Genomic DNA, 21,456 nt, shown 5'->3' with positions numbered 1-21,456 from the left:
GGATAACAATCAAATGCCGAATATGATGCCGATTATGGATAACAATCAACCACCAAATATGATGCCCTATCAAATGCCCATGATGCCGCCGAATCCGTATTATCAACAACCAAATCCATATCAAATGCCATATCAGCAAGGAGCGCCGTTTGGACCGCAACATACGTCTATGCCAAACCCGAATATGATGCCAATGGATAATAACATGCCGCCGCTTGTGCAGGGTGAGGAAGATTGTGGATGCGGAGGAGAAAGTAGACTATATAGTCCACAACCAGGCGGTCCGCAATATGCGAATCCTTTATATTATCAACCAACTCAGTCTGCATATGCACCACAGCCAGGAACGATGTATTATCAACCAGATCCACCAAATGTATTTGGAGAGCCCGTTTCAGAAGAAGAGGACGAAGAAGAAGTTTAAAAAGGCGGGAGTATTCCCGCCTTTTTTGCAGTCCTGTTAATTAAGAAAAGGCAGTTTTTTTATGAAGTGCTAGAAAATTCCCAGTGAAATATTAACAGTGTAAAAACCTTCTCTGTTACTCATCATAAGAGGGAGCTTTTCAGTAGAGAAGCTCATTCTAACAGAGGGGGTTTTTGTATTGAATACGAAAGTAAAAGTGATTGCTGCTTCTTTGTTAGTTACTAGTGCATTAGCTGCATGTGGTACACCAAAAAACAATGCAATGGATGGACGTAACTACAATTACGAGCGTACATCTTATAATGATACACATCAGTATCGTGATAATGTGACGCGTAATGATCGTTATACAGATTATGTAACATATAGAAATGGTCGTAACGATACAGGATACAATTATTACCGTGATGTAAATTACAATGGACAAATTGCTAATCCGCATCCAACTCGTAATATTACAATGAACAATTCATACATTAACAATGATGGTAAAACAGCTGAAAGAATAACAAATCGTGTGAAACGTATGAATAACGTAGACCGTGTGTCTACAGTTGTATATGGAAACGATGTAGCGATTGCGGTAAAACCACGTAACACAGTGACAAATGAAACGGCGATGGCGAACGAAATTCGTCAAGCTGTTGCAAATGAAGTTGGAAACAGAAACGTATATGTTTCTGTAAGAAATGATATGTTTACTCGTGTCGATGCAATGAGTACGCGTCTACGTAACGGTACAGTTACAAACGATTTTAATCGTGACATAGTGAATATGTTCCGAGACATTCGTTACGGTTTAACTGGTACAGTGCGATAGCAAAACAAAAGAGGAAGGGGGAGCCCTTCCTCTTTATTCATCGTTGTCTTGTAAACGACGTTTTTTAATAAAATAACTAACGGAATAAGAAACTAAAAAGCAGATGAAAAGAATACTATCTGTTAAAATAGCTTCAAATAGAGGTCTTTCTGGACTGAAAATGATATAAATAATAGCCATAACGATTCCTACAATAAGGGAGCGGAAGACAAGTTTATAATAAGGAGTTAACTTTATTTCCTTTTCGCCTTCTTCTACATCGATTGAAACACTTAACTGTAAATAACTAAGGATCATACTCGTAAGAATAAATACTAGCCATAATGGAGATTTCGTAATTTGATCTATTCCTTCAGTGAATCCGATATAGCCTAAAACACCGATTATACCAAGTGATTGAAAAAGAAAGACAATACGTATGTTTTTTAACGTTTGCAGAATGAGACGTTCATCCTTTATTTGTTTCATAATATCTATCTCCCGTTTATGATGATTTCGCTGTTATGTTTATTGTAATATATATATTGCATTTATCAATTTATAATTTGCGTTTGATTTATTTGGATGAAAGAGGAAATAAAATATTTTTATAAACATGTTGCACTTATACTTTATTAATGTTATATTAGCAAAGCGATGAGCTAATTTACGTAAGACGAGAGATATGCTTAAGTGCTAAACACGCGAATGTGGTCGCCTGGTCTCTCGCCGTAAACGCATCAAGACGCCTGCTTTGCAGGCGTCTTTCATTTTATATAAAAGTAAATGATACATGCAGATGAGGTGAATCCTTATCTGCATTTTTTATATTTTCGAAAGAAATGTAATATGGATAAAACCCCCATTTCCGGAAAAACTACTAATGAAAGTATGATCTTGCCTAAAAGAGGTGAACGGAAATGAAATGGATACTGATTGCGATGCAAGCTTTCGTTATGATGTTTTGTTTCGTTTATGAAACGAATGTGAAGGCGGAAGGGCCAGTACCAGAAGTGACGAAAAAAGAACCTGAGGTTACAATTTTATTAGAGCGTATGTATGTTGATGGCGAAGTAAGTGAAGAAATACTTACAGAAAAAGTGACGGATTTAGAAAAGTTTTTACAGCAGTATAAAGAATGGCAGCTCGTTGATCGTGATGATGTACAAATTGTATTGCAAAAGAAAGTTGATGATATTTCTCCGTTATTGAAAACGAGCGGGTATTTTGGTGTTTCAGAGGAAGGGATATTACAAATTTTCAAAGGTGTGCCAAAAAATGATAATGCGATCCATTCTTTCTTTCAAATTGATATGAAAAAGCTTGAGAGCTATGAACGTGCGAAATTGAAACGTGGCATTCGTATTAAATCAAAAGAAGGTTTTGTGAAGACGATTGAAAAAATGAAGCAATACGCAGTTCAAAGTAAGAAAAAAAGCAGCTCATGGTGAGCTGCTTTTTTTCTTATTTATTTTTAGCTAAAATTTCTTTTGCGATTTCATCAATTAGCATATCTTTTCCGATTGGATTGAATGCTTTCGTATTGAAGACTTCATTTGATACTTCATATACGTGATTATTTTTAACTGCTTTATTGTCTTTCCAAACGGCACTGTTTTTGTAGTCTTCGTAAACTTTATCAGCTTCGCCGCCGAAGTTTACAATAAACATTTGGTCAGGCTGGAATGCAACTAGACCTTCTAGTGATACTTGCGCCATCGTTTGTTTTAAATCCGTACCTTTTGTTGCTGGAAGTTTTAAGTCATTAAAGATGATGTCACCGTATCCGAAGCTACCGTATACACGGAAGTTTTGTGGTGTAACTGCAACGAACATAAAGTTCTCATCTTTTGTTTTCTCTTTAATTTTTTTAGATAAAGAGTCTGCTTTCTTATCGTAGTCTGCAATCCATTTGTCTGCTTTCTTCTCTTCGTCAAATAGCTTACCTACTTCTTTAAACTTACCACGCCAGTCTTCTAAGTTTGTTTCTAGAACAACTGTAGGTGCAACCTTTTCTAGTTGATCATAAATTTTTAATTGACGGTTGTTTAAAATAATTAAGTCTGGTTTTAAAGCAGTAACAGCTTCTAAATCAACTTTAGGTGCCCAGTACCAACCTACTGCTTTTACTCCATCTAACTTGTCTGTTAAGTGATTTTGGATTTTATCTTTATATGTATTTGCTGTACCAACAGGTTTATGTCCAAGAAGTAATAGTTCTTCTGTTGATCCAGATAAGTCAACAATTCTCTTTGGATTTACTGGAATTGTAGCTTCACCTTTAGCATGTTTTACAACTTTTGTTTTCGGTTGTTCTTTTGCTTTCGATTCTTCTTTTTGAGAAGAACAGCCAACGATAGAAAGAACAACAAGCATAATAGTAAATAAAATAAATAGCTTACGTTTCATCCTGATGTAACCCCTTTAATTAGTATTGATAATCATTATCGACTTCTGTATATTAAGGTGCTTTAACCTTTCTGTCAATGGAAAATAACAGAAGTTTCAAGTGGAGAACATTTGTTGGGGCAGTCTCGCTTTTCTATCATTAAATATGTTAAAATGGAATACATGATTTAAGAGGGAGAGATCGTATTTTGTTTGAATATGTTACAGGTTACGTGGAGTATGTAGGGCCGGAATATGTCGTAATTGATCATAATGGAATTGGTTATCAAATTTTCACACCAAATCCGTATGTATTTCAAAGAAGTAAGCAAGAAATCCGTGTCTATACATATCATTATGTGAGAGAAGATATTATGGCACTTTACGGTTTTAAAACACGTGAAGAGCGTTTATTATTTACAAAGTTGTTAGGCGTGTCTGGCATTGGGCCAAAAGGCGCTCTTGCAATTTTAGCTTCTGGTCAAACAGGACAGGTCGTTCAAGCGATTGAGCATGAAGATGAGAAGTTTTTAGTGAAATTCCCAGGCGTCGGAAAGAAAACAGCACGCCAAATGATTTTAGATTTAAAAGGAAAACTAGCAGATGTCGTACCAGATGCATTTGTTGATTTATTCTCAGACACAGAACGTTTTGATGAGAATAAAGGTTCATCAGCTGAGCTTGATGAGGCACTGGAAGCTCTGCGCGCACTTGGATACGCAGAACGCGAAGTTTCTCGTGTTGTACCAGAGTTATTAAAAGAAGCATTAACGACGGATCAGTATATTAAAAAGGCACTTAGTCTTTTACTAAATGGTAAGAGGTGAGTATAATGGACGAACGTCTCCTTTCAGGGGAATCTGCATATGAAGATGCGGATTTAGAATATTCATTACGGCCACAGACGCTCCGTCAGTATATTGGCCAAGATAAAGCGAAACATAATTTAGAAGTATTTATTGAAGCGGCGAAAATGCGTGAAGAAACGTTAGATCACGTGCTTTTATATGGACCACCAGGTCTTGGTAAAACGACGCTTGCGAATATTATTGCCAATGAGATGGGCGTTAATGTTAGAACAACTTCAGGTCCCGCAATTGAAAGACCAGGAGATTTAGCTGCTGTATTAACAGCGCTTCAGCCAGGTGATGTATTATTTATTGATGAAATTCATCGTTTGCATAGATCAATTGAAGAAGTATTGTATCCTGCGATGGAAGACTTTTGCCTTGATATTGTAATTGGAAAAGGGCCTTCAGCACGTTCTGTACGCCTAGATTTACCGCCATTTACATTAGTTGGAGCAACAACACGTGCTGGAGCATTATCGGCACCGCTGCGTGACCGCTTCGGTGTACTTTCAAGGTTAGAGTACTACACAGTAGATCAGCTTTCTGCGATTGTTGAACGTACAGCAGAAGTATTTGAAGTTGAAATCGATTCGTTAGCTGCATTAGAAATTGCAAGACGTGCTCGTGGTACACCTCGTATTGCGAATCGTCTTTTAAGACGTGTACGTGATTTCGCACAAGTTCGTGGTAATGGAACGGTTACGATGGAAATTACACAAATGGCATTAGAGCTACTGCAAGTAGATAAATTAGGTCTAGATCATATTGATCATAAATTACTGCTTGGTATTATTGAGAAATTCCGTGGCGGTCCAGTTGGATTAGAAACGGTTTCAGCAACAATTGGAGAAGAATCTCATACGATTGAAGATGTGTATGAGCCGTATTTATTACAAATTGGCTTTTTACAACGAACGCCGAGGGGCCGAATTGTAACGCCGCTTGCGTATGAACATTTCGGAATGGAGATACCAAAAGTATGACGGAGATGCCAAAGCTGCTTATTACAGCCGGGATCTTACTCATCGTTGTTGGATTAGCTTGGAAGTTCATTGGAAGGCTTCCAGGCGATATTTTTGTGAAAAAAGGAAACGTTACCTTTTATTTTCCTATCATTACATGTATTGTGTTAAGTATTGTATTATCTTTTATTATGTATATAATAAATCGATTTAAATAAGAAATAGGTGGATATAGCTATGGATATAAATCTGTTTGATTTTCATTTACCAGAAGAACTTATTGCACAAGTCCCGTTAGAAGAGCGTGAAACATCAAGATTAATGGTGTTAGACCGTGAAACAGGTGATATTGAGCATAAACATTTTACGGATATTCTTTCTTACTTACATGAGGGGGATTGCTTAGTTTTAAATGAAACGAAAGTTATGCCTGCTCGTTTGCACGGTGTGAAAGAAGATACAGGCGCGCACATTGAAGTACTTCTTTTAAAACAAGAAGAAGGTGATAAGTGGGAAACGCTTGTAAAGCCAGCGAAACGTGTAAAAGAAGGAACTGTTATCTCTTTTGGCGAAGGGAAATTAAAAGCAACTTGCACAGGAACTGCAGATCAAGGTGGACGTCAGCTTGAATTTTCATATGACGGCATCTTCTATGAAATTTTAGATGAACTTGGGGAAATGCCACTTCCTCCATATATTAAAGAGACGCTAGAAGATCGCGATCGCTATCAAACAGTATATGCGAAAGAAATCGGTTCAGCAGCAGCGCCGACTGCGGGACTTCACTTTACAGAAGAGTTACTTGAGAAGTTAAAGCAAAAAGGCGTTCAGTTAGCATTCATTACACTTCACGTAGGACTTGGAACATTTAGACCAGTTTCTGCAGACACGATTGAAGAACACCATATGCACGCAGAATATTATCATATGTCTGAAGAGACAGCGGCATTATTAAATCGTGTGAAAGAGAATGGTGGACGTATTATTACTGTAGGTACGACATCAACTCGTACGTTAGAAACAATTGCAACAGATCATGAAGGTAAGCTTTGCGCCGCTTCTGGATGGACAGATATTTTCATGTATCCGGGATATGAATTTAAAGCAATTGATGGTTTAATTACAAACTTCCATTTACCGAAATCAACATTAATTATGCTTGTAAGTGCATTTGCAAATAGAGATAATGTACTTCATGCTTATAATGAAGCAGTAAAAGAAAAATATCGTTTCTTTAGCTTCGGTGATGCAATGTTCGTTGCATCTCACGCTAAAATGAGAAACAAATAAAAGGAGTAAGTTATGACAGCAATTCGTTATGAATTTATTAAGACATGTAAACAAACGGGTGCCCGTTTAGGTCGTGTGCATACGCCGCACGGTTCATTTGATACACCAACATTTATGCCGGTTGGTACACTTGCAACAGTTAAGACAATGTCACCAGAAGAATTAAAAGCAATGGATTCTGGCATTATTTTAAGTAATACGTATCATTTATGGCTACGTCCAGGTCATGAAATTATTCGTGAAGCAGGCGGTTTGCATAAATTTATGAACTGGGATCGTGCAATCTTAACAGACTCTGGTGGTTTCCAAGTATTCAGTTTAAGTGACTTCCGTCGTATTGAAGAGGAAGGCGTTCACTTCCGCAATCACTTAAATGGAGATAAATTATTCTTATCACCAGAAAAAGCGATGGAAATCCAAAATGCATTAGGTTCAGATATTATGATGGCATTTGATGAGTGTCCACCATTCCCAGCTACTTTTGAATATATGAAGAAATCTGTAGAGCGTACGAGCCGCTGGGCAGAACGTTGCTTAAAAGCGCATGAACGTCCGCAAGATCAAGGTTTATTCGGTATTGTACAGGGGGGAGAGTACGAAGAGCTTCGTCGTCAAAGTGCGAAAGATCTTGTTTCAATGGACTTCCCTGGTTACGCTGTAGGTGGTTTATCTGTAGGTGAACCGAAAGATATTATGAACCGTGTACTTGAGTTTACAACACCACTTCTTCCAGATAATAAGCCTCGTTACTTAATGGGTGTAGGTTCTCCTGACTCGTTAATCGATGGCGCAATTCGTGGTATTGATATGTTTGACTGCGTACTTCCAACTCGTATCGCTCGAAATGGTACATGTATGACAAGTGAAGGTCGCCTCGTTGTAAAAAATGCGAAATTCGCAAGAGACTTCGGTCCGCTTGATCCAAACTGTGATTGCTACACATGTAAAAACTACTCTCGTGCGTATATTCGTCACTTAATGAAATGTGATGAAACGTTCGGAATTCGTTTAACGTCTTATCACAACCTTCATTTTCTGTTAAACTTAATGGAGCAGGTGAGACAAGCTATTCGTGAAGACCGTCTTGGCGATTTCCGCGAAGAGTTCTTTGAACAGTATGGCTTTAATAAACCGAATGCTAAAAACTTCTAATACATAATTTAAAAGGAGGAACAAAAGATGAATGCAGGTATGATGAATATCGTTATGATCGTTGCGATGTTTGCGATTTTCTATTTCTTATTAATTCGCCCGCAACAAAAACGTCAAAAAGCAGTTGCTCAAATGCAAAGTGAGTTAGCAAAAGGTGATGCTATCGTAACAATCGGTGGTTTACACGGTACAATCGAATCAGTAGATGAGACGAAAATTGTTATTAAATCTGGTGGTTCACACTTAACGTTCGATCGCAATGCGATTCGTGAAGTTGTGAAAAACTAATTTGGAAGGCCCTGCATGAAATATGCAGGGCCTTTTTTAGTTACTTTGCTTTGACATATTTACACCGAAAATACCACCGAGTGTACTCGCCCCCATTAATGCTAATTGATAAAGTAATTGTGAGTTCGATAAAGTTTGAGAAAAGCCTAAATAGTTAACTAGAAAAACGAGTATAGTGAACGTGAGACCTGTTGTGAGACCTACTAGCCAACCTTTTCCTTGAGCCTTTTTGCCGGCAGTAAATCCAGACATAAGCATAGATAAAAGAGCGAGTATAAAAATAGTAACGGTTAATGTCCCTTCGTTTATATTCGTAAACTTTAATAAAAGAGCCATAATCATGCTAGTAATAGATGCGAGAATTAGTAGTGTAATAATACCGAAGCCAATTGCAGTTGATAATTTTTTCGTTCCATCCATTTATGCATTCCCCCTTTTTAATACAAGCATATTTTCCTTTTGTCTAAGTTAGACTAGTTTCTTTTTTATAGGGGAGTCTATACGTAAAAAAGGAGATGTAGAAATGGAATGGATATCAATAATTGGACGGACAATGCTTTTGTATATCATCATCTTAATTATTTTTCGTCTTATGGGTAAACGTGAGATAGGAGAGCTAAGTGTATTAGATTTAGTCGTATTTATTATGCTTGGAGAAATGGCTGTAGTGGCAATTGAAAATACCGATAAATCACTTTGGCATCAATTAGTTCCGATGACTTTTCTTATGTGCATCCAAATTATTTTGTCAGTCATTTCCCTAAAGTATCAACGCTTTCGGCATTTAATAGAAGGTGAGCCGGCTATTCTTGTAAACGCGGGAAAGATTGATGAAAAGAAGATGAGAAAGCAACGTTATAATATAGATGATTTAATGATGCAATTAAGGGAACAAGGAGTTGGAGATATTCGGGATGTAGAATATGCTATTTTGGAACCGTCTGGGAAGTTATCTGTCTTTCAAAAACAAAAAAATAAACAAGATACATTGCAGTTTACGCTTCCTCTTATTATTGATGGAGAAATTCAATCTAGTCATTTACAAATGATTGAACATACAGATGCATGGCTTATTGAGAAATTAAAAAACTTAGGTTATAACGATGTAACACAAATTTTATATTGTAGTTTTCAAAACGGAAAATTTTTTGTTGATTTAAAAGAAAATTAGAGACTTATTCTTTGAAAGAGTAAGAATGATTAGTGTAACTAATAATCAGTGGAGATTACCCCACTGATTAAAGTTTCACCTTATTTCAAAAATGAAAGTTTACGAATGATAGGGAGACGACTTAACTCTTCTTTTCGAATGAGTTTGAAAGTGAAGAGAAGTACGATATAAACAATTGTTGTTAAAGTGATTTCCCATAATGTTTGTATGCCAAGGGCATGAGAGAAAATAATATATTTATGAAGATAAAAACCGAAGGCGCCTGCGATACCGATGGCAAGTCCGCCGAAAATATAGTCTTTTGCGTAAATGGTAAATGTAATCTTTTTTAAAACAGTAGCGTAGTGAAGAAATGTTACTGTTACAATATTTGCAGCAATAGCGAGAGCAACCCCCATCATTTGAAATTCTGGCCTTGATGCTAGTACAAAAATAACGATTAATTTCACGATGGCACCAATAAATGTATTCATCATTGCAGCTCTTGCTAAGTTTAAAGCTTGCAAAACAGAGGTAAGTGGACTTTGGAAATAATGAAATAAAAAGCAAGGCGCAAGAAGTTGAATGAATGCTGTTGCACTGTCTGACCCATACATAAGAGTTAAAACAGGAGAAGCGAATACGTATAATATAACGACAGACCATCCGCCGGTAATTAATGAAATTCGAAGTGCTTGTTGTAAACGGTGCTCCACTAATTTATGTTGTCTTTTTGCCATTGCTTCACTAATAGAAGGGACGAGCGCTGTAGAGAGAGCGTATGTAATAAAGGCGGGTAGTGATAGAAGCGGGAATGCATAACCGTTTAATATACCGTATTGCTGAGTTGCAACAGAAGCAGCGACACCAGCAATTGCTAAGCTTTGCATAACGACAATAGGTTCAAAAAAATATGAAACGGAGCCGATTAAACGACTTCCTGTAGTTGGAAGGGCAATATCCATCAGAGAATAAAATGTCCCTTTGCTTTCCTTTACAGTAGTAAAAAATCCAGAGCGTATTGATAAATGTTTTTCTCGCTGAAATAACGTGAGTAAAAATAATAACGATGCAACTTCACCGAGAACAGCTGATAACATAGCGCCGGCTGCAGCGTATTCTATGCCGTAAGGTAAAAATAATTGAATGCATATAGCAATAATGGTAATGCGGACGACTTGTTCTAGAACTTGCGCATAAGCGCTAGGTTTCATGTTTTGTTTCCCTTGAAAATAACCACGCAAAACAGAAGAAACAGCAATAACAGGAACAACGGGCAAAATGGCCATTAATGGATAGTACGTTCTTTCGTCGGTTAATAATGTTTTTGCTAAAATAGGTGTGAGGAACATAATTCCGATTGTTAAAATGATACTAATAACGGATGTAACAGCTAGTGATACGGTTAATATTTTTTTAACTCTTTGTTTATCGTTCACAGCTTCCGCTTCTGCTACAAATTTTGCGATTGCGACAGGAAGACCAATTTGTGTCAATGTAATTGCTAAAATGAATGTAGGAACGGCCATCATATAAAGACCAACGCCTTCTTCTCCCAAAATACGTGCCATTACTATGCGGTTGATAAAGCCGAGTATTTTTGTAATAAAGCCGGCTATCATTAAAATAAATGCGCCTTTTAAAAAGCTTTGTCTCGTCATGTTCTTCTCCTACCTTCTCAAAATCAATGGAATGATTTACAATAATTTATATGCACGTACGAGACAAGAATGACAAGCATTTAAGAGAGTGAAATATGATAGTGCTCTTGAAAGTAGTTATTGCTGTCCATTAGAGCGGGAATAAAAGCGACTTTTCGTGCGAAATAAGAAGGAGATGTTATAGATGTTAGATAGAGAGGCTTTGGTAGAATCATACCGCGGACAGTTACAAGTCGTTTTAGAAAGTAAAGTAGAAGAGTTTCAAATGTTCGGCTACGACAGAGTGACAGATGATGACATTTGGAAGTTTCTTAAAGTGAAAAAGTGGAAGAAGATAGACAGCGATGTTAGATTGTATGAATTAGTTAATGACGTATTAACAGTAAGTGCTAATGAATATATGACATATTTAACTGTTGAAGCATATCAAGCGCCACTTTGGTCATTTGATGAATATGAAAATAAATAACCGACTGCAATTGGTTTGTTCTTCCTTTTGCAGTATAATGATAGGTATTGATAATCAGGAAATAATTATGTCTAAGATCATATATAAAGGAGGTAGTGAAGAGAGAAAACAAATAATGAAAGTGCAGGTATCGTGAAAACGTACCGGCACAGCTAGTGATGAGCTAGCAAAATTATAGAAAGGAAGTCTACTAACTAGACGTATGCACACGTGTAAAAGTGAATCGTAAGAGATTTATTTAAAGTGTTAGTAGCGGAAAGAGGGTACATATGGCAAAGCGTGGTACGAGAATTGCCGCCTTTTTCCTCATCGTTTTATTAATCGGTGGAGTAATTGGTGCGGCAGGAAAAGACATAGCAAAAGGAATTAGTCTAGGACTAGACCTTCGCGGTGGTTTTGAAATTCTGTATGAAGTAAAACCAGCCAAAAAAGGGGACAAAATCGATCGAGACGTACTTGTAAGTACAGTAGGTGCTCTTGAGAATCGTGTCAATGTTCTCGGTGTAAGTGAGCCGAACATTCAAATCGAAGGGCAAGATCGAATTCGTGTACAGCTTGCTGGTGTACAAGATCAGCAAAAAGCACGTGAAATGTTATCAACACAAGCGAAATTAACATTCCGTGATGTAGATGATAATCTTCTTATGGACGGAACGGATTTAAAAGGCGGCGGAGCGAAGCAAACATTTGATGAGCAAGGCCGTGCGAGCGTAGGTCTTACACTAAAGAGCGCTGAAAAATTCCGTGAAGTAACTGAAAAAATTTCAAAAATGCCACCACCAACGAATTTAATGGTAATTTGGCTTGATTTTGAAGAAGGAAAAGATTCGTACAAAGCAGAATCTGCAAAACCGAATCCGAAGTTCTTATCAGCAGCAACAGTAAACCAAGTATTTAACCAAGCTGAAGTATCTATCGTAGGTGGAAACTTCACAGTTGAAAGTGCGAAACAACTTTCATCTTTATTAAATGCAGGTGCACTTCCTGTTGATTTAAAAGAAATGTATTCAACATCTGTTGGAGCGAAGTTTGGTCAACAAGCGTTAGAGCAAACGATTTTCGCTAGTGCGATTGGTATCGCTCTTATTTTCTTATTTATGCTTGTATTCTACCGTTTACCAGGACTTGTAGCGGTTATTATGTTAGGTTTATACATTTTCGTTACATTACTTGTCTTTAACTGGATGCATGCAGTTCTTACGTTGCCAGGTATTGCGGCGTTAGTGCTCGGAGTAGGTATCGCAGTTGATGCGAATATTATTACGTACGAGAGACTGAAAGAAGAGTTGAAAATTGGTAAGTCCATGATGTCGGCATTCCGCGCTGGTAACCATCGTTCATTAGCAACAATTCTAGATGCAAACGTTACAACTCTTGCGGCAGCTGGTGTGTTATTCGTTTATGGTAATAGCTCTGTAAAAGGATTCGCAACAAGTTTAATCGTAAGTATTTTAGTTGGTTTTATTACGAACGTATTCGGTACTCGTTTCTTACTAGGTTTACTTGTAAAGAGCCGTTACTTTGATAAAAAACCAGGATATTTTGGTGTGAAACAAAAGGATATTATTCCATTAACAAAAGGTGTAGTACATCCGCCAACGAGATTTGATCGTATTAACTTCGTAAATATCGGTCATAAATTCCTTATCTTCTCGATTGTAGTTGTAATTGCGGGTGCAATTATCTTACCAATTTTCAAATTGAATCTTGGTATTGACTTTGCGAGTGGTACACGTATTGACTTGCAATCAAAACAAGCTGTTACGGTGTCTGATGTTCATAAAGATTTTAAAGAATTGAACATTGATGTGAAGGAAGAAAATATTGTACCGACTGGAGATGACAATAAAGGTTTCGCAGTTCGTACATTAGGTGTTTTATCAAAAGATGAAATTGCGAAAACAAAAACATTCTTCCACGATAAATATGGTACAGATCCAAACATCAGTACAGTTTCACCGACAATCGGTAAAGAAATTGCACGAAATGCATTTATCGCTGTACTGATTGCTTCTGCGGTTATCATTTTATACGTAAGTATTCGATTCCGATTTACGTATGCGTTATCTGCAGTGCTTGCATTATTACATGACGCTTTCGTTATGGTTGTTATGTTTAGTATTTTCCAATTAGAGGTAGACTTAACGTTTATCGCTGCAGTGTTAACAATCATCGGTTATTCTATTAATGACTCGATTGTTACATTTGATAGAAACCGTGAATTATACAAACAGAAAAAACGAGTGCGCGATATAAAAGATCTAGAAGAAATCGTAAATGCAAGTATTCGCCAAACGCTTGGTCGCTCGATTAACACCGTATTAACAGTGTTATTCCCAGTAATTGCACTGCTTATCTTCGGTAGTGAGTCACTACGTAACTTCTCGTTTGCGTTACTTGTTGGATTAATTGTAGGTACGTACTCTTCTGTTTTCGTTGCCTCTCAAATTTGGTTAATGCTTGAAAACCGTCGTTTGAAAAAGGGAAAAAACAAGAAGAAGGTTGAGAAAGTAGAATCTGAACCGCAAGTATAGAAAAGATGATGTCTCTTTATGAGGCATCTCTTTTTTCGTTTGTGGATACAATAAGATAGCAACTTTTTAACAGAAAGAAGATGGAAGAAAGTGGTGGTGTTATCGCTGTTTTTGTTAAAATAAAAAGATAGGTTAAGAAAAGAAGGGATTTTAATTATGGAAAAAGATGAACGTTTTAAACAGGCCGAGTTTGGTGCTATTGTCGGGATCGTTGGTAATATTATATTAGCGATTGTAAAGGCGGTAATTGGTTATATTGGGAACAGTAAAGCGTTATTAGCGGATGCCGTGCATTCTGCATCAGATGTAATAGGTTCGCTAGCTGTACTTTTTGGACTGCGAGCGGCAAAGCAGCCACCTGATGAGGATCATCCGTATGGTCATGGTAAAGCGGAATCGATTTCAGCGATTATTGTTGCGGTATTATTATTTATTGTGGGACTTGAAATCGCGATTTCGTCTATAAAAGCTTTTTCGCAAGAACTAGAACCGCCGAAAGGAATTACGATATTTGCTGTTGTTCTTTCAATCGTCGTGAAAGAAGGAATGTTTCAATATAAATTCCGATTAGGGAAAAGAGTAAACAGTGATGCAATTATTGCAAATGCATATGAGCACCGTTCGGATGTATTTTCTTCAATTGCAGCTTTAATCGGTATTTGTGCAGCTATAATCGGTGGTAAGTTTGGTATAGACTGGCTCGTATATGCTGATCCGATTGCAGGATTAGTTGTTTCACTTCTTGTTGTAAAAATGGCATGGAGCATTGGAGCGGAAGCAATTCATGCAACGCTTGACCATGTTCTTCATGAGGAGGATGTTATTCCGCTTAGAGAGGCCGTTCTTCAAGTAGATGGTGTGAAAAAAATTGGTTCTTTATATGCACGGGAGCATGGTCATTATGTTATTGTCGATATTAAAGTGTCTGTAGATCCATACATTACCGTAGAAGAAGGACACCGTATTGGAAAACATGTGAAAGAAATACTTATGAAACAAGATAATGTACAAAATGTATTCGTACATATAAATCCGTATTCTCCAAATTAAACATCATTAACATTTTAGTATATAGATATTGCATCGTAGTTTGCATTATATTGTCACCCCTTAATCTGTCTTGTATAATGAACAGGTTAAGGGGTGATTTCGTGTTACAACCGAAGACGCGTTGGAAAGAAAAAGAATATAATGACGAGCGAGTGAGTGAATTAGCAAGTAAATTACAGTTATCGCCACTTGTCGTTTCATTATTCCTCGGTAGAGGACTAGATACAGAAGATAAGATTTTAGATTTTTTAAATACAGAAAATCAAGAATTTCATGATCCATTTTTATTAGAAGGAATGGATAGAACGGTAGAACGTGTAAATAAGGCGATTCAAAATGGAGAGCAAATATTAATATTTGGTGATTACGATGCGGACGGAGTAAGTAGTACGACGGTTTTATATCTTGCTCTTCAAGAATTAGGTGCAGAAGTAGAATTTTACATTCCAAATCGTTTTACAGAAGGGTATGGACCGAACGAAGAAGCATTTCGTTGGGCGCATAGTGCAGGTTTCTCACTGATTATTACTGTCGACACTGGCATCGCAGCAGTACATGAAGCGAATGTAGCGAAAGAGCTTGGAATAGATCTAATTATTACAGATCACCATGAGCCACCGCCAGAATTGCCAGAAGCGCTTGCGATTATACATCCGAAATTAGAAGGTGGCGTATATCCGTTTCACTATTTAGCTGGTGTAGGTGTTGCGTTTAAAGTTGCGCATGCACTATTAGGCCGTGTACCAGAACATTTATTAGAGATTGCAGTAATCGGTACAGTAGCCGATTTAGTATCACTTCATGGTGAAAATAGGTTGCTAGTGAAACGCGGTTTAAAACATATGCGTATGACGAGAAATATTGGTTTGAAGGCATTGTTTAAAGTTGCTAACGTTTCGCAAAGTGAAATTACAGAAGAGAGTATTGGCTTCTCAATTGCACCTCGTATTAATGCGGTTGGGCGTTTAGAAGATGCTGCGCCGGCTGTACACCTTTTATTATCAGATGATCCAGAGGAAGCGAAAGAGTTGGCCGAAGAAATTGATGAGCTGAACAAACTGCGAAAAGATATTGTAAAGCAAATTACAGAAGAAGCTATCGCTGAAGTTGAAAATAAATTCCCGCCAGAAGAAAACAAAGTATTAGTACTTGCAAAAGAAGGCTGGAACCCAGGGGTAATTGGAATTGTTGCTTCTAAATTAGTTGAACGTTTTTATCGTCCGACGATTGTATTAAGCATCGATCCTATAAAAGAAACAGCAAAAGGCTCAGCACGTAGTATTGCAGGATTTGATTTGTTTGCAAACTTATCAGATTGTAGAGAGTTATTGCCACACTTCGGAGGGCATCCGATGGCAGCGGGAATGACGCTACATATGAATGATGTAGATGAATTACGTCGCCGATTAAATGAACAAGCAGATGCGATTTTAACAGAAGAAGATTTTATTCCAATTACAGCAGTTGATGTTTTTTGCAAAGTAGAGGATGTAACGCTAGCGGCAATTGAAGATATGCAAAAACTAGCCCCGTTTGGTATTGGAAATCCGAAACCACGTATTGCAGTAAAAGATGCAGAGTTAGAAAGCATTCGCGCAATCGGATCAGATGGTTCTCATTTAAAAATGGCTCTTCGTGATGGACAAGCAACACTGGATACAATTGGATTTGGTTTTGGTGCATATGCGAAAGAAATCTCTCCAGTTGCAAAAGTATCTGTAATAGGAGAAGCATCCATCAATGAATGGAATAATTTTAAGAAGCCACAACTAATGGTACAAGATATTGCTGTAGAGGCGTGGCAATTATTTGATTGGCGTAGTATGCGTAATGCAGAAGCAAATTTAGCAGAACTTCCGAAAGAAAAAATAACAATGGTGTATTTTTCTGAAGAGGTATTGAATAAATTTTCTTTAGAGAGCTATAAAGAAAAGCTCATGCATGCTTCAGAAGTAACGCATTTAGATGATCAATATATCGTGTTACTTGATTTACCAAAAGGAACCGATGAATTACGTGAGTTATTTAAGGCAGGATTCCCAGCGCGAATTTATACGCTATTTTATCAAGAGAATAACCACTTATTTAGTACAGTTCCGACGAGAGAACACTTTAAATGGTACTATTCTTTCTTAAGCCAAAAAACACCATTTTCTTTAAGACAATATGGAGAACAACTATGTCGTCATAAAGGTTGGTCAAAAGATACAGTAAATTTTATGACACAGGTGTTTTTTGAGTTAGAATTTGTTACAATAAAAGATGGCGTCATTTTTATGGCAGACAAAAAACAAAAGCGTGATTTAATTGAATCGAACACATATCGTGAGAAAATGAACCACTTACAATTAGAAAAAGAATTGGTTTATAGCACATATCAGCAACTATATACATGGTTTGAAACGATTCGTAATCATAAAGAAGTAGAACAGTTAGGGTAAAGGATTTGTATTTACAAACCTTTTAGATCTGAGGAGGATTCAGAAATATGGATTTCAAGCAACATATCGCAATTGTACCGGATTATCCGAAAGAAGGTATTGTGTTTAAAGACATTACACCTTTAATGAATGACGGTAAAGCATACAAAGCAGCAACAGATGCAATCGTTGAATACGCAAAAGAAAGAGATATCGATGTTGTAGTAGGACCAGAAGCTCGTGGTTTCATTATCGGTTGCCCAGTTTCTTATGCGTTAGAAGTAGGATTTGCGCCAGTTCGTAAATTAGGAAAATTACCACGTGAAGTAATTACAGTTGACTACGGTAAAGAATATGGTAAAGATGTTTTAACAATCCATAAAGATGCAATTAAGCCAGGTCAACGCGTATTAATTACAGATGACCTATTAGCTACAGGTGGAACTATTGAAGCGACAATTAAGCTAGTTGAAGAACTTGGCGGAGTTGTAGCAGGGATTGCATTCTTAGTAGAGCTTACTTACTTAGATGGTCGTAAAATGTTAGATGGTTACGATGTATTAGTATTAGAAAAATACTAATCACTATATAGGTAAAACTACGGTGATAAAAAGTACCCGTGAATCTCTTGGAGAGGAGCGGGTACTTTTGTATAATTGAACAAAAAATCATGGTGAAATGTCAGTAAAATCTTTTCCTTTTCACAATTCACAATCATTGGGTTATAATGATAGAATATAATTTATTCTATTAAATAAAGATAAAGTCAATTTTCAATAAAAGGTGATTCGATGGCAAATGAGCAGGTACTAACAGCTGAACAGGTACTCGAGAAAGCAAGTCAATATTTAGTGGATGAAGATATTGAGCTAGTAGCACGTGCCTATGAATATGCACGCGATGCGCATAGCGAACAATACAGAAAATCGGGTGAACCGTATATTATTCATCCAATTCAAGTTGCAGGTATTTTAGTTGATTTACACATGGATCCAGCTACGGTATCAGCAGGTTTCTTACATGATGTAGTGGAAGATACAGAGATTACGTTAGAAGATATTGAACGGGAATTTAACAAAGAAATTGCTATGCTTGTTGATGGTGTTACGAAGCTTGGGAAGATCAAATATAAATCTCACGAACAACAACAAGCAGAAAACCATCGCAAAATGTTTATTGCAATGGCTCAAGATATTCGAGTTATTTTAATTAAACTAGCTGATCGTCTTCATAACATGCGTACATTGAAACATTTGCCTCAAGAGAAGCAGCGTCGCATAGCGAATGAAACGCTAGAAATCTTTGCACCTTTAGCACATAGACTCGGAATTAGTACTATTAAATGGGAGCTAGAGGATACGTCACTTCGCTATTTAAATCCACAACAATATTATCGTATTGTAAATTTAATGAAGCGTAAACGTGCAGAACGTGAAGAATACTTAGACGAAGTAATGACTGGTATTCGTGAGAAATTAAAAGAAGTTGCAATTCAACCTGAGATCTCTGGAAGACCGAAACATATTTACAGTATTTATCGTAAAATGGCACTGCAAAATAAACAGTTCAATGAAATTTACGATTTATTAGCTGTACGTGTTGTTGTAAATAGTATCAAAGATTGTTATGCAGTGCTTGGAATTATTCATACGTGCTGGAAGCCGATGCCAGGTCGTTTTAAAGATTATATTGCAATGCCAAAAGCAAATCTATATCAATCTCTTCATACGACTGTAATTGGACCGAAAGGTGATCCACTTGAAGTGCAAATTCGTACGAAAGAAATGCACGAAATTGCAGAATTCGGGATCGCGGCACACTGGGCATACAAAGAAGGAAAAACAGCAGAAACAACAGGTACATTAGAGAAGAAACTCACGTGGTTCCGTCAAATATTAGAATGGCAAAATGAAGCTTCTAATGCAGAAGAATTTATGGAGTCATTAAAAATTGATTTATTCTCTGACATGGTATTCGTCTTTACACCGAAAGGCGATGTAATGGAATTACCACTTGGATCGGTTCCAATTGATTTCGCGTATCGTGTCCATTCGGAAATTGGGAATAAAACAATTGGTGCAAAAGTAAACGGGAAAATGGTAACGCTGGATTATAAATTAAAAACCGGCGATATCATTGAAATTTTAACGTCGAAACATTCATATGGCCCAAGTCAAGATTGGGTAAAACTTGCTCAAACATCTCATGCGAAAAATAAAATTCGTCAATTCTTTAAGAAACAACGTAGAGACGAAAATATTGAAAAAGGCCGTGAACTTGTTGAAAAGGAAGTACGTGGTCTAGAGTATGAGATGAAAGAAGTATTAGCGCCTGATAACTTAAAACGCGTCGCTGAGAAATTTAACTTTGCAAATGAAGAAGATATGTTTGCAGCAGTTGGATATAGCGGAATTACAGCTTCGCAAATTGTTACGCGACTAACGGACAAGTTCCGCAAGCAACGCGAAGAAGAAGAAATTGTTGAAGTCAAAGAAGTTCGTAAACCGATGAAAATTCGAAAATGGGATTCTGGTGTAAAGGTAAGCGGTGCTGATAATTTATTAATCCGTTTATCGAAATGCTGTAACCCAGTTCCGGGTGATGATATCGTTGGGTATATTACGAAAGGCCGAGGTGTATCGATTCACCGCCGTGATTGTGTAAATGTTCATACAGAAGAAGCGATAGAACGTTTATTAGAAGTTGAGTGGGAAGGTAGCCCTGAAAAAGAAATAGAGTATAACGTTGATATTGAAATTTCAGGTTACGATCGCCGCGGTTTATTAAATGAAGTACTGCAAGCTGTTACAGAGACGAAAACATACATTTCAGCTGTTTCTGGTAGAAGTGACCGTAATAAGATGGCAACAATTAATATGTCAATCTCGATTCGTAACTTACAACACTTGAAAAAAGTAGTAGAACGCATTAAACGCGTTCCAGAAATTTATGCAGTACGACGCATGATGCATTAATAGGGAGTGTAGAAAGATGAGAGTTGTTTTACAACGATCAAAGAAAGCGTCTGTCACAGTAGACGGTGAGATCGTAGGACAAATTCCGTTCGGTTTAACATTACTAGTTGGCATTACGCACGAAGATACAGAAAAAGATGCAACTTACATTGCGGAAAAAATTGCAAACTTACGTATTTTTGAAGATGAGAGCGGAAAGATGAATCATTCTGTACTTGATGTAGAAGGACAAGTTCTATCTATTTCGCAATTCACATTATACGGAGATTGCCGCAAGGGAAGACGTCCAAACTTTATGGATGCTGCGAAACCTGATTATGCAGAGCGTTTATACGATTTCTTTAATGAAGAAGTTCGTAAACAAGGATTACATGTGGAAACAGGGAAGTTCGGAGCAATGATGGATGTTTCTTTAATCAATGATGGTCCGGTGACCTTAATTGTAGAAAGTAAATAGTGTTGATAAAAAAGAGAGGGTTATATAATCCTCTCTTTTTTATACATTGTTGTATGTTTTGTTCATTTATTTGGAATTAATAGCAGTTTTGGTTATGTATAACTCTTTCATCAATATGGAACAATAAAAAGTAAAACATCCATATTGAATGTGAGGGATATACGTATGCGTATGAATGAAAAAGGGCATTCTGTTACAAATGGTGCAAATCAACTATTTAACGTGAATTTTCATGATTTTATTTCAAAAGAGCAAAACAATACTTCAATGGAGCTTGCTTCCGAGTTTGGGATTTCTCTTCAAGATGTAAAGCGTTTAAAGAAGCAGATTGAACGTTCTTAGAGCACTTGACAATCCTACTTAACAAACGTATAGTAATTTTATATTTACATATGAATATAACCGTTGATAGAGAAGAGTAAATGAGACACACATGGAAAGAGAAGGAATGTCTTAGGCTGAAAACATTTCTACATGATGACTGATTGAATGACACTCTAGAGGTTTCAACTTGAACGGCATATACGCTTAGTAGGGATGAACGCATATTTAAGCGTTATTAAAAAAGTGGAAGCATAAGTGCTTC

Annotated in this window: 21 protein-coding genes, 1 pseudogene and 1 other annotated feature (1 of these 23 running past the window's edge); of the genes and pseudogenes, 18 read left to right on the top strand and 4 right to left on the bottom strand. The window is 37.0% G+C overall.

Going from position 1 to position 21,456, the window contains the following annotated elements; all coding sequences use genetic code 11:
• Both HMPREF2590_RS07975 and HMPREF2590_RS07970 read left to right on the top strand, forming a co-directional pair.
• Positions 1–424, top strand: a pseudogene (locus HMPREF2590_RS07975) (peptigoglycan-binding protein LysM); the annotation flags it as partial.
• 178 nt (positions 425–602) lie between these two features.
• The gene (locus tag HMPREF2590_RS07970) at positions 603–1,244 is read left to right on the top strand and encodes a YhcN/YlaJ family sporulation lipoprotein (RefSeq protein WP_001093542.1); all 642 of its coding nucleotides are present in this window, start codon (positions 603–605) and stop codon (positions 1,242–1,244) included.
• 33 nt (positions 1,245–1,277) lie between these two features.
• Here HMPREF2590_RS07970 and HMPREF2590_RS07965 read toward each other — a convergent pair whose 3' ends face one another.
• Positions 1,278–1,712, bottom strand: coding sequence for a hypothetical protein (locus HMPREF2590_RS07965; protein ID WP_000809471.1), 435 nt, complete (start codon positions 1,710–1,712; stop codon positions 1,278–1,280).
• A 431-nt stretch (positions 1,713–2,143) separates the two neighbouring features.
• Here HMPREF2590_RS07965 and HMPREF2590_RS07960 point away from each other — a divergent pair, with 431 nt between their 5' ends.
• Entirely contained in the window at positions 2,144–2,674 is a 531-nt protein-coding gene (locus tag HMPREF2590_RS07960) for a BofC C-terminal domain-containing protein (RefSeq protein WP_000871174.1), read from the top strand.
• Between the two features lie 13 nt (positions 2,675–2,687).
• On the opposite strand, the gene HMPREF2590_RS07955 is transcribed toward HMPREF2590_RS07960, so the two are convergent.
• Complete coding sequence (locus HMPREF2590_RS07955; protein WP_000823606.1) at positions 2,688–3,632, bottom strand: iron-hydroxamate ABC transporter substrate-binding protein; 945 nt, start codon at positions 3,630–3,632, stop codon at positions 2,688–2,690.
• Positions 3,633–3,820: 188 nt separating this feature from the next.
• On the opposite strand from HMPREF2590_RS07955, the gene ruvA reads away from it, so the two are divergent.
• The 6 genes from ruvA to yajC are packed head-to-tail and all read left to right on the top strand — an operon-like array spanning position 3,821 to position 8,154.
• Positions 3,821–4,438 carry a Holliday junction DNA helicase RuvA gene (gene ruvA / locus HMPREF2590_RS07950; protein WP_000464513.1) on the top strand — a complete coding sequence of 206 codons (618 nt, stop codon included), beginning with the start codon at positions 3,821–3,823 and terminating at the stop codon, positions 4,436–4,438.
• Between the two features lie 5 nt (positions 4,439–4,443).
• Positions 4,444–5,445, top strand: coding sequence for a Holliday junction branch migration DNA helicase RuvB (ruvB, locus tag HMPREF2590_RS07945; protein ID WP_000344449.1), 1,002 nt, complete (start codon positions 4,444–4,446; stop codon positions 5,443–5,445).
• Positions 5,442–5,642 (top strand): DUF2905 domain-containing protein, encoded by a 201-nt coding sequence (locus tag HMPREF2590_RS07940; protein WP_000138162.1) that lies wholly within the window; start codon positions 5,442–5,444, stop codon positions 5,640–5,642. Before ruvB ends, HMPREF2590_RS07940 begins: the two co-directional genes overlap by 4 nt.
• A 19-nt stretch (positions 5,643–5,661) precedes the next feature.
• Positions 5,662–6,714, top strand: coding sequence for a tRNA preQ1(34) S-adenosylmethionine ribosyltransferase-isomerase QueA (queA, locus tag HMPREF2590_RS07935; protein WP_000354034.1), 1,053 nt, complete (start codon positions 5,662–5,664; stop codon positions 6,712–6,714).
• A gap of 12 nt (positions 6,715–6,726) precedes the next feature.
• Positions 6,727–7,866: a tRNA guanosine(34) transglycosylase Tgt gene (gene tgt, locus HMPREF2590_RS07930; RefSeq protein WP_000125365.1), complete on the top strand. Its 1,140-nt coding sequence runs from the start codon at positions 6,727–6,729 to the stop codon at positions 7,864–7,866.
• A 27-nt stretch (positions 7,867–7,893) separates the two neighbouring features.
• A complete protein-coding gene (gene yajC, locus HMPREF2590_RS07925) occupies positions 7,894–8,154 on the top strand; it encodes a preprotein translocase subunit YajC (RefSeq protein WP_000991115.1) in 261 nt (86 codons plus the stop codon).
• A gap of 36 nt (positions 8,155–8,190) precedes the next feature.
• On the opposite strand, the gene HMPREF2590_RS07920 is transcribed toward yajC, so the two are convergent.
• Positions 8,191–8,574, bottom strand: a complete 384-nt coding sequence (locus HMPREF2590_RS07920) for a TIGR04086 family membrane protein (protein ID WP_000349131.1) — start codon at positions 8,572–8,574, stop codon at positions 8,191–8,193.
• Positions 8,575–8,677: 103 nt separating this feature from the next.
• Between HMPREF2590_RS07920 and HMPREF2590_RS07915 the strand changes: the two genes are divergently transcribed.
• Positions 8,678–9,325 carry a DUF421 domain-containing protein gene (locus HMPREF2590_RS07915; protein ID WP_000454816.1) on the top strand — a complete coding sequence of 216 codons (648 nt, stop codon included), beginning with the start codon at positions 8,678–8,680 and terminating at the stop codon, positions 9,323–9,325.
• 80 nt (positions 9,326–9,405) lie between these two features.
• On the opposite strand, the gene spoVB is transcribed toward HMPREF2590_RS07915, so the two are convergent.
• Positions 9,406–10,965: a stage V sporulation protein B gene (spoVB, locus tag HMPREF2590_RS07910; protein ID WP_000198300.1), complete on the bottom strand. Its 1,560-nt coding sequence runs from the start codon at positions 10,963–10,965 to the stop codon at positions 9,406–9,408.
• Between the two features lie 184 nt (positions 10,966–11,149).
• Between spoVB and HMPREF2590_RS07905 the strand changes: the two genes are divergently transcribed.
• From HMPREF2590_RS07905 to HMPREF2590_RS30290, 8 genes are all read left to right on the top strand, one after another.
• Complete coding sequence (locus HMPREF2590_RS07905; protein WP_000886978.1) at positions 11,150–11,434, top strand: post-transcriptional regulator; 285 nt, start codon at positions 11,150–11,152, stop codon at positions 11,432–11,434.
• Between the two features lie 269 nt (positions 11,435–11,703).
• Entirely contained in the window at positions 11,704–13,968 is a 2,265-nt protein-coding gene (secDF, locus tag HMPREF2590_RS07900; RefSeq protein ID WP_001119065.1) for a protein translocase subunit SecDF, read from the top strand.
• 156 nt (positions 13,969–14,124) lie between these two features.
• Positions 14,125–15,018, top strand: a complete 894-nt coding sequence (locus tag HMPREF2590_RS07895; RefSeq protein WP_000409741.1) for a cation diffusion facilitator family transporter — start codon at positions 14,125–14,127, stop codon at positions 15,016–15,018.
• Between the two features lie 101 nt (positions 15,019–15,119).
• Positions 15,120–17,459, top strand: a complete 2,340-nt coding sequence (recJ, locus tag HMPREF2590_RS07890; protein ID WP_000941237.1) for a single-stranded-DNA-specific exonuclease RecJ — start codon at positions 15,120–15,122, stop codon at positions 17,457–17,459.
• A gap of 47 nt (positions 17,460–17,506) precedes the next feature.
• Positions 17,507–18,019, top strand: coding sequence for an adenine phosphoribosyltransferase (locus HMPREF2590_RS07885; RefSeq protein ID WP_000346215.1), 513 nt, complete (start codon positions 17,507–17,509; stop codon positions 18,017–18,019).
• A gap of 210 nt (positions 18,020–18,229) precedes the next feature.
• On the top strand, positions 18,230–20,413 hold the full coding sequence (gene relA / locus HMPREF2590_RS07880; protein WP_001262811.1) for a GTP diphosphokinase: 2,184 nt from the start codon (positions 18,230–18,232) through the stop codon (positions 20,411–20,413).
• Positions 20,414–20,429: 16 nt separating this feature from the next.
• On the top strand, positions 20,430–20,870 hold the full coding sequence (locus tag HMPREF2590_RS07875) for a D-tyrosyl-tRNA(Tyr) deacylase (protein WP_001266965.1): 441 nt from the start codon (positions 20,430–20,432) through the stop codon (positions 20,868–20,870).
• A gap of 165 nt (positions 20,871–21,035) precedes the next feature.
• Positions 21,036–21,212 (top strand): hypothetical protein, encoded by a 177-nt coding sequence (locus tag HMPREF2590_RS30290; protein ID WP_001242605.1) that lies wholly within the window; start codon positions 21,036–21,038, stop codon positions 21,210–21,212.
• A gap of 54 nt (positions 21,213–21,266) precedes the next feature.
• Positions 21,267–21,456 (top strand) — a binding site (T-box leader); it runs 41 nt beyond the window's last position.

This window comes from Bacillus sp. HMSC036E02 (genome assembly GCF_001836235.1).
Taxonomy (GTDB): domain Bacteria; phylum Bacillota; class Bacilli; order Bacillales; family Bacillaceae_G; genus Bacillus_A; species Bacillus_A cereus.
Note: the sequence above shows the minus strand (reverse complement) of the source record. Positions and strands in the feature narration are given on the sequence as shown.

Bases quoted from the DNA above. Each gene is read 5' to 3' on its own strand.
- secDF (WP_001119065.1), top strand. From the start codon at position 11,704: ATGGCAAAGCGTGGTACGAGAATTGCCGCCTTTTTCCTCATCGTTTTA.
- relA (WP_001262811.1), top strand. From the start codon at position 18,230: ATGGCAAATGAGCAGGTACTAACAGCTGAACAGGTACTCGAGAAAGCA.
- tgt (WP_000125365.1), top strand. From the start codon at position 6,727: ATGACAGCAATTCGTTATGAATTTATTAAGACATGTAAACAAACGGGT.
- HMPREF2590_RS07955 (WP_000823606.1), bottom strand. From the start codon at position 3,632: ATGAAACGTAAGCTATTTATTTTATTTACTATTATGCTTGTTGTTCTT.
- spoVB (WP_000198300.1), bottom strand. From the start codon at position 10,965: ATGACGAGACAAAGCTTTTTAAAAGGCGCATTTATTTTAATGATAGCC.
- HMPREF2590_RS07960 (WP_000871174.1), top strand. From the start codon at position 2,144: ATGAAATGGATACTGATTGCGATGCAAGCTTTCGTTATGATGTTTTGT.
- HMPREF2590_RS30290 (WP_001242605.1), top strand. From the start codon at position 21,036: ATGCGTATGAATGAAAAAGGGCATTCTGTTACAAATGGTGCAAATCAA.
- yajC (WP_000991115.1), top strand. From the start codon at position 7,894: ATGAATGCAGGTATGATGAATATCGTTATGATCGTTGCGATGTTTGCG.
- HMPREF2590_RS07875 (WP_001266965.1), top strand. From the start codon at position 20,430: ATGAGAGTTGTTTTACAACGATCAAAGAAAGCGTCTGTCACAGTAGAC.
- HMPREF2590_RS07920 (WP_000349131.1), bottom strand. From the start codon at position 8,574: ATGGATGGAACGAAAAAATTATCAACTGCAATTGGCTTCGGTATTATT.
- queA (WP_000354034.1), top strand. From the start codon at position 5,662: ATGGATATAAATCTGTTTGATTTTCATTTACCAGAAGAACTTATTGCA.
- HMPREF2590_RS07905 (WP_000886978.1), top strand. From the start codon at position 11,150: ATGTTAGATAGAGAGGCTTTGGTAGAATCATACCGCGGACAGTTACAA.
- HMPREF2590_RS07885 (WP_000346215.1), top strand. From the start codon at position 17,507: ATGGATTTCAAGCAACATATCGCAATTGTACCGGATTATCCGAAAGAA.
- HMPREF2590_RS07915 (WP_000454816.1), top strand. From the start codon at position 8,678: ATGGAATGGATATCAATAATTGGACGGACAATGCTTTTGTATATCATC.
- HMPREF2590_RS07940 (WP_000138162.1), top strand. From the start codon at position 5,442: ATGACGGAGATGCCAAAGCTGCTTATTACAGCCGGGATCTTACTCATC.
- HMPREF2590_RS07895 (WP_000409741.1), top strand. From the start codon at position 14,125: ATGGAAAAAGATGAACGTTTTAAACAGGCCGAGTTTGGTGCTATTGTC.
- HMPREF2590_RS07965 (WP_000809471.1), bottom strand. From the start codon at position 1,712: ATGAAACAAATAAAGGATGAACGTCTCATTCTGCAAACGTTAAAAAAC.
- ruvB (WP_000344449.1), top strand. From the start codon at position 4,444: ATGGACGAACGTCTCCTTTCAGGGGAATCTGCATATGAAGATGCGGAT.